The organism is Streptomyces sp. NPDC057654 (assembly GCF_042800135.1).
GTDB lineage: Bacteria > Actinomycetota > Actinomycetes > Streptomycetales > Streptomycetaceae > Streptomyces.
In genome coordinates this window covers 1-6,830 of sequence record NZ_JBHVHQ010000448.1, presented here as the reverse complement: position 1 = coordinate 6,830, position 6,830 = coordinate 1, and the positions used below count along the sequence as shown (strand labels likewise).

The following is a 6,830-nucleotide window of genomic DNA, read 5'->3' as shown; positions in this document are numbered from 1 at the left end:
GCTGACCCCCGGCCCGGCCGCGCACCGGCCCGGCGCCGCCGATGGCCAAAGGCCGAAGGCCGCTCATGCACCGGCTGGTGCCGCCCACGGCCGAAGCCGCTCACCGCATGCAACGGCCGCCGCCGCACTCATCGGCTACGGCCGTACGTGCCGGCCACGGCCATACGCTCCGGCCTCGGCGATCGCACCAGCCCGTCCGACCAGCCGGTGCCGCTCAACAGCCGGAGCCGTACGGACCGCACGGCCGCGGGCACTGGTCGCGGCACCGCCGCGGTCGCCTCGGCCGGGCCGTACTCACCGGCCTGGCGCCCGGCACAGCGGCCACCCGCCAAGCGCCAAGCGCCTGGCATCGGGCACCAGGTGCGGTGCCCGGCGGCCGTCACCAGTCGCCGCCGAACCCTCCGCCGTCCCCGAAGCCGCCCCCGTCGCCGCCGCCGAAGCCGCCGCCGAAGTCGCTCGGGTTGAAGTCGCTGCCGGAGTTGTCGCCGCCCTCGAAGCCGCCGCCGTCGCCGCCGCCGAAGGAGCCGGAGTCGGCGTAGGCGGGGCCGGACATCATCGAGCCGAGCATGGTGCCCATGAGGAGGCCGGGGAGCATGCCGCCGCCGAAGTAGCCGCCGGCCCACGGCCCGTACGCCGGTCCGGCGTTCCAGTACGGCTGCGGGCCGTCGGCGGTCTGGACGGTGCGGGACATGGGCTCCTCGCCGTCGGCCAGCCGGGCGGCGTCCGCCGCGCAGGCCGGTACGGTCCGGGTCGCGCCGCCCGCGGGGGCCCACTCGACGTCCTGCACGGACGGGCCGTGCCGCGGGTCGAAGAAGCAGGGCACCCGCCGCTCGGGCAGCGGCTTCTTGGCCCGGCGCGCGGCGAGCGTGGCCAGCGCGAACCGGCCGTCCTCCAGGGCCTCGGTCACGCCCTGCACGTCCTGCGGCTTCTTGGCGTCGCCCATCCGCGTCTTGGCGGTGTCGTACGCGTCCAGGGCACGGGTGTAGTCCTCGCGCATCGCGTCGTCGGCCCCCGGGCCGCCCGGCGTGAAGTCGAGCCGGTCCAGCTCCTCGCCGAAGGCGGTGATGTCCTCGTCGACCACCACGCGCAGCGTCTCCAGCTCGGCGCGCTCGCGCTCCTCGCGCTTCTTCTTGCTGCGGCGGTAGAGGGCGTACGCGCCCGCGCCGCCCGCGACGACGATGGCGCCGCCGGTGACCAGCCCGGCCGTGCTCGACCCGGAGTCGGAGTCGGAGCCGCCGCTCCAGGACTCCGGGGCGTGCCCCTTGGCCTGGTCGTCGGCCTGGTCGACGAAGCGGTTGAGCATGCCCTTGGTGTCGTCGCGGTAGGAGCCGCGCACGGCGTTGGAGAGGTTGTCCACGGAGTTCTTGGACATCACGCGGGAGTCGGCGCCCGCGGTGAAGCCCTTGTCGCCGAGGTGGATGGCGTAGACGCCGGTGATGCCGGTCAGGCTCCGCAGATTGCCCAGCAGCGTCTTGTTCTTCGGGAACTCGCTGGTCTCGGGCAGGACCGCGACGAAGACCGGCTTGCCCGCGTCCTTGATCTTCTTCGCGAGCGCCTCGGCGTCGGCCTCGGGGAGCTGGTCCTTGACGCGCGGGTCGACGTAGACCGGGCTCTTGCGCAGTTCCTCGGCGACCTTGGGGACGCCGGTGGTGTCGGCGTGGGCCGGCGGGGCGAACATGCCCGCCCCGGCCAGCGCGAACAGGGCGGCGAGCAGGGCCAGCAGCGGCCTGGGCAGCGCCCTACGAGTGGCGGGCATGGGGGCTCTCCTCCGTGCGGTACGAAACATATGGTGCGAAACATATGGGTGCGATACAGAAATTACTCGCCGTTTACTTTGAAACGGATCACGCGGGCGGTCGGTTCCCATGGCTCGTTCACCCGTACGAGAGATCGGCGCAGGGGTCCTGGTCGGCCGAGCGGGACTTCTCCTTGACCTTGGCGGGCGCGTCGGACGTGGTGTCCCCGCCGCCCTTGGAGGTCTCCGGCGACGCCGCGTACGTCTTGCCGACCACCACGGCCACGCCCTGGGCGGTGACCTGCTGCAACTGCGCGCCGGGGAAGAGGCCGGCCACGGTCTTCGCGTGGGCCTCGGCGCCGGGGCCGTACTGGACGACGGTGCCGGTGTGAGCCTGCGACTTGGCGGTGTCGGTGAGGGTGACGGTGAAGTCGTGGTCCTTCAGCTCACCGGCGGCGCGGGCGCCGAGTCCGGGGACGGTGGTGCCGTTGTAGACGGCGACCGCCACTCCGCTGCCGGAGACCTGCTCCTTGGACGGCGAGCCGCCGTCCTTCCCGTCCTTCTTGGGGTCCTCCTGCTTGCCGCCCGCGTACTTGCCGTCGAGGGTGCGGTCCGCCCGGAGCGTCGCCCACAGGTTGTCGGCGTCGGGCTGGACGATCGCGACCCGCGCGCCCTGGTAGCGCCAGGGCACCGTGACGAAGTTGATGTTGTGCAGGTCGATGTCCTTGAGGGACATCGCGAAGGAGAGCAGCTTGTCCGCCGAGCCGAGGCCCGGGTCGACTATCAGCGACTTGGTGGCCGCGTCGGCGAGCGGCAGCAGGGTCGTCGGGTTGAGCCCCTCGCCCTTGATCTTCTTGATCAGGCTGGAGACGAACGCCTGCTGGCGCTTGATGCGGCCGATGTCGGAGCCGTCGCCGATGCCGTGCCGGATGCGCACGTAGTCCAGCGCCTTCTGGCCGGAGACGGTCTGCTCGCCCTTGGGGAAGATCTGCTCGCCGCGCGAGTGCCGGTTGGGGTTGAGGTCGCCCTCGTAGACGTCCTTGGGCACACAGACCTTGACGCCGCCGACGGCGGAGGTCATGGCGGAGAAGCCCTCGAAGTCGACGACCACGGTGTGGTCGACGCGCATGCCGGTCATCTTCTCGATGGTGTTCTGCGTGCAGGCCGGGTTGCCCTTGGGGCTCTGGCCCACCGAGAAGGCCGCGTTGAACATCGTGTTGGTCTGCTCATGGGTCCAGCTGCCGTCGGGCAGCTTGCACGCCGGTATGTCCACGAGGCTGTCGCGGGGTATGGAGACCCCGACGGCGTGCTTGCCGTCGCCGTAGATATGCAGCAGGAACGCGGTGTCCGAGCGCCCCACGTCGTCCTTGTCGCCGCCGCCGAGCTTGGCATTTCCGCCGGTACGCGCATCGGATCCGATAATCAGCACGTTCTGTCCGGCTGCGCTGCTCTTGGGGCGTTCTCGGGCGATTCCGTCGGCCGCGAAAGTGTTGATATTCCCGTTGAGCCGGAAGTAGACCCAGCCGGCCCCGGCGGTCGCCAGTACGACCAGCGAGACACCTATCACCAGGAAGAGGCGCAGCCGCCGCTTCTTGGGCTTGCCCCTATTGCCCTTATTGCCACGAGCTCCGCGAGCCCCACGCGTCCCGCGATTCCCGGTCATGTACGCACCACCTTGCTCACGTGCCTCTTTCACACGGCTTCCGGGAAATGAGACGGACTGCCACGGGCATTGGTTGTTCAGTTGCGCAATCTAGCAAGTAATGTGTGATGCGCAGTGCCCCTGTCGCAGTGACCCTGTTGGGACGAGTGAAGAGAGGTGGGGCCGCCGTGCTGCGTAATGCCCTTGAGCCCTGGCACCTGCTCATCCTGGTGCTGGTGATCGTCGTGATCTTCGGATCGAAGAAGCTCCCGGACACCGCACGCGCGCTGGGCAAGTCCCTGCGCATCATCAAGAGCGAGACCAAGGCCCTCAAGGAGGATTGACACCGGGCCGACCTGCGGGTTGTGCCAGTTCTGGCGGCCCAACGTTGGTGGATCACGTGCCCCCGCACCGGGCTCGTACAAACGAGACTTGAACGGTCGGGACTTGTACGTTCGAGGCCCAGAGGCGCCTTTCGCGCGCTCGGGGGACCCTTGAGGCTCGCGCCCGCGCGCCTGCGTCCGTACGAGCCGTGAACCGCCCCACGATCCACCGCCCCAGGCTGGAACCAGCCAGCAAGCAGCTCCGCAGGAGGAACCGCCGATGACCGGGTCGCGCGTACTCGCCCTCGGCCACTATCAGCCGGCCAAGGTGCTGACCAACGACGACCTGGCGGCCATGGTCGACACGGACGACGAATGGATCCGCACCCGCGTCGGCATCCGCACCCGCCGGATCGCCGAGCCGGACGAGACGGTCGACGCGATGGCCGCCAACGCCGCCGCCAAGGCGCTGGCGAACAGCGGCCTCGCGGCGTCCGACATCGACCTCGTGCTCGTCGCCACCTGCACGGCCGTGGACCGCAGCCCGAATACGGCCGCGCGTGTCGCCGCCCGGCTCGGCCTCGCCGCGCCCGCCACCATGGACGTCAACGTCGTCTGCGCGGGCTTCACGCACGCGCTGGCCACCGCCGACCACGCGCTGCGCGCCGGGGCCGCCGCCAACGCGCTCGTCGTCGGCGTCGAGAAGTTCACCGACGTCGTGGACTGGACCGACCGCAGCACCTGCGTCCTGGTCGGCGACGGCGCGGGCGCCGCCGTGGTCACCACGGCGGCGGAGCCCGGCATCGGCCCGGTGGTCTGGGGCTCGGTCCCGGAGATGGGCCACGCCGTGCGCATCGAGGGCACCCCCTCGCGCTTCGCGCAGGAGGGCCAGTCCGTCTACCGCTGGGCCACGACGCAGCTCCCGCCCATCGCCCGCACGGTCTGCGAACGGGCCGGGATCGAACCGGCGGACCTGGCGGCCGTCGTCCTCCACCAGGCGAACCTGCGCATCATCGAGCCGGTCGCGCGCAAGCTCGGCGCCGTCAACGCCGTGATCGCCACCGACGTCACCGAATCCGGCAACACGTCGGCGGCCAGCATCCCGCTCGCCCTCTCCAAGATGGTCGAACGCGGCGAGATCCCGCCGGGCGCCCCCGTCCTCCTCTTCGGCTTCGGCGGCAACCTCTCGTACGCGGGGCAGGTCATCCGCTGCCCGTGAGGCGGGGCCGCCGGGCGGCTTCGGCACCGGGCTCGCGCTCGGCGCGACGTCCGATTCGTTCAAGACCCGGCGGCGGCCCCGTGCCTAACGTGCGGGCATGACACCGCGATTCGATCTCATCGGCCTCGTCACCCCCGACCTCCCCGCCTCCCTCGCCTTCTACCGCCGCCTCGGCCTGGACATCCCGGCCGACGCCGACGGGCAGCCGCACGTCGAGGCGGCGCTGCCCGGCGGGCTGCGGATGGCGTGGGACGCGCTGGAGACCATCCGTTCCTTCCAGCCCGGATTCGACCTGCCGCAAGGGCCCGGCCGGGTCTCGCTCGCCTTCGCCTGCGACGGCCCGGCGGAGGTGGACAAGGTCTACGGCGAGCTGGTGGGCGCGGGGTACGAGGGCGAGAAGGCCCCCTGGGACGCGCCCTGGGGCATGCGCTACGCCATCGTCCACGACCCCGACGGGAACTCCGTGGACCTCTTCGCCGCGCTGCCCGCCGGCTGATCCCCTTACTTACGCCTGGCCCTGGAGCAGCGCGCCCAGCGGGACCCCGGCCAGGGCCTTCACCTCGCGTGCGAGATGGGCCTGGTCGGCGTAGCCCGCCTCGGCGGCGACCTCGGCGTACGGGCGTCCGGCCCGCGCCGACTCCAGCGCCCGGTTCATGCGCAGCACCCTGGCGAGCGTCTTCGGCCCGTACCCGAAGGCGGCCAGGCACCGACGGTGCAGCTGCCGCTCCCCCAGCCCGACGTCGGCGGCCAGCGCCGCCACGGACCGCCCGGCGCGCATCGCCTCAACGGTCCGGGCGGCCACCGGATCGTACGGGCGGGAGGCGTACGCGTACGGGCCGGTCGCCTGCCGCGTGCGCTCCAGCGCGAGGCGTTCCAGCGCGCGCCCCGGCAGCGGCGCGTCCGCGAGCCGCTCGGTGAGCCGCCGCACCTCCCGGCCGGGCCAGAGCTCCGCGAGCGGTACGCGCCGGTCGCGCAGCTCGTGCGCGGGGACGCCGAGCAGCGGCGGACCCGTACCGGGTGCGAAACGCAGCCCGACGCAGCGGTCGCCGGGCGCCTGGGAGGGCAGGTGGGCGCGGGTGTCGGGGCCGGCCACGACGAGCCGCCCGTCCATCCAGAGCAGGTCCACGCAGCCGTCGGGCAGCACCCGGCCGGGCTCCTCGGCGGCCGTGCGCGTCCACACCACGGCGCCGTCCACGACGCCGGAGGGGCGTTCGCGGTAGGAATCGCTCATGGCGCTTCGCGTCATGGCACTTCGCGCAGGAGGAGCGCCCCGCAGGAGTGGCACATCTTCACCTCGCCGGTGCCCCACGCGTCGACTGAGCGAATGGCGGCGGCGGGGGAGAGTTCGCGCCCGCACATCGCGGTGGTGCCGTGCTCGCGCACCACGTGCCAGACCCTGACCTCGGCGTCCGACGACCCGGGATCCGCATATTCCGCATATTCCGCATATTCCGCGCGCAGCTCATGATCCATGGCGGTGGCACCTCCTCGTAGGTCCCACGATGCTCTCGCGGCGGGGGCCACGCCACCGCATACACGTCGATCAGAAGACCGACAGTCCCGTCAGCGTAGTGAAGTGATCGAGCGCGGCGACGCCCGCGACGGAGTTGCCGCGGGAGTCCAGGGCGGGGCTCCAGACGCAGAGGGTGCAATGGCCGGGGACGACGGCGACGATGCCGCCGCCGACGCCGCTCTTGCCGGGCAGGCCGACGCGGTAGGCGAAGTCGCCGGCCGCGTCGTACGTGCCGCAGGTCAGCATGACCGCGTTGACCTGCTTGGCCTCGCGGCGGGGCAGCAGCCGGGTGCCGTCGGCGCGCAGCCCGTGCCGGGCGAGGAAGCCGCCGGCGAGCGCGAGGTCGCGGCAGTTCATCTCGATGGAGCACTGCCGGAAGTAGTGGTCCAGGACGGTGG

7 protein-coding genes and 1 pseudogene are annotated in these 6,830 nt (G+C 72.0%); 3 read left to right on the top strand and 5 right to left on the bottom strand.

The genetic code is table 11. The features are described 5' to 3' along the window. Positions 1 to 379 precede the first annotated feature (379 nt). Complete coding sequence (locus tag ACFU99_RS27375) at positions 380 to 1,756, bottom strand: hypothetical protein (protein ID WP_384396785.1); 1,377 nt, start codon at positions 1,754 to 1,756, stop codon at positions 380 to 382. Between the two features lie 118 nt (positions 1,757 to 1,874). Next, entirely contained in the window at positions 1,875 to 3,398 is a 1,524-nt protein-coding gene (locus ACFU99_RS27370; RefSeq protein WP_384396782.1) for an LCP family protein, read from the bottom strand. A gap of 167 nt (positions 3,399 to 3,565) precedes the next feature. Here ACFU99_RS27370 and tatA point away from each other — a divergent pair. The 3 genes and pseudogenes from tatA to ACFU99_RS27355 all read left to right on the top strand — a co-directional run. Then, positions 3,566 to 3,718 (top strand): annotated as a pseudogene (gene tatA, locus ACFU99_RS27365) (Sec-independent protein translocase subunit TatA); the annotation flags it as partial. 262 nt (positions 3,719 to 3,980) lie between these two features. Continuing rightward, positions 3,981 to 4,919 carry a beta-ketoacyl-ACP synthase III gene (locus ACFU99_RS27360; protein ID WP_384396779.1) on the top strand — a complete coding sequence of 313 codons (939 nt, stop codon included), beginning with the start codon at positions 3,981 to 3,983 and terminating at the stop codon, positions 4,917 to 4,919. A 97-nt stretch (positions 4,920 to 5,016) separates the two neighbouring features. Further along, positions 5,017 to 5,415 (top strand): VOC family protein, encoded by a 399-nt coding sequence (locus ACFU99_RS27355; RefSeq protein WP_384396776.1) that lies wholly within the window; start codon positions 5,017 to 5,019, stop codon positions 5,413 to 5,415. Between the two features lie 9 nt (positions 5,416 to 5,424). Here ACFU99_RS27355 and ACFU99_RS27350 read toward each other — a convergent pair whose 3' ends face one another. The 3 genes from ACFU99_RS27350 to ACFU99_RS27340 form a co-directional block, all read right to left on the bottom strand. Continuing rightward, a complete protein-coding gene (locus ACFU99_RS27350) occupies positions 5,425 to 6,150 on the bottom strand; it encodes a helix-turn-helix domain-containing protein (RefSeq protein ID WP_384396773.1) in 726 nt (241 codons plus the stop codon). Positions 6,151 to 6,161: 11 nt separating this feature from the next. After that, positions 6,162 to 6,392 carry a hypothetical protein gene (locus ACFU99_RS27345; RefSeq protein ID WP_384396770.1) on the bottom strand — a complete coding sequence of 77 codons (231 nt, stop codon included), beginning with the start codon at positions 6,390 to 6,392 and terminating at the stop codon, positions 6,162 to 6,164. A 70-nt stretch (positions 6,393 to 6,462) separates the two neighbouring features. Continuing rightward, a partial coding sequence (locus ACFU99_RS27340) for a glutaminase (protein WP_384396767.1) occupies positions 6,463 to 6,830 on the bottom strand: 368 nt, incomplete at its 5' end.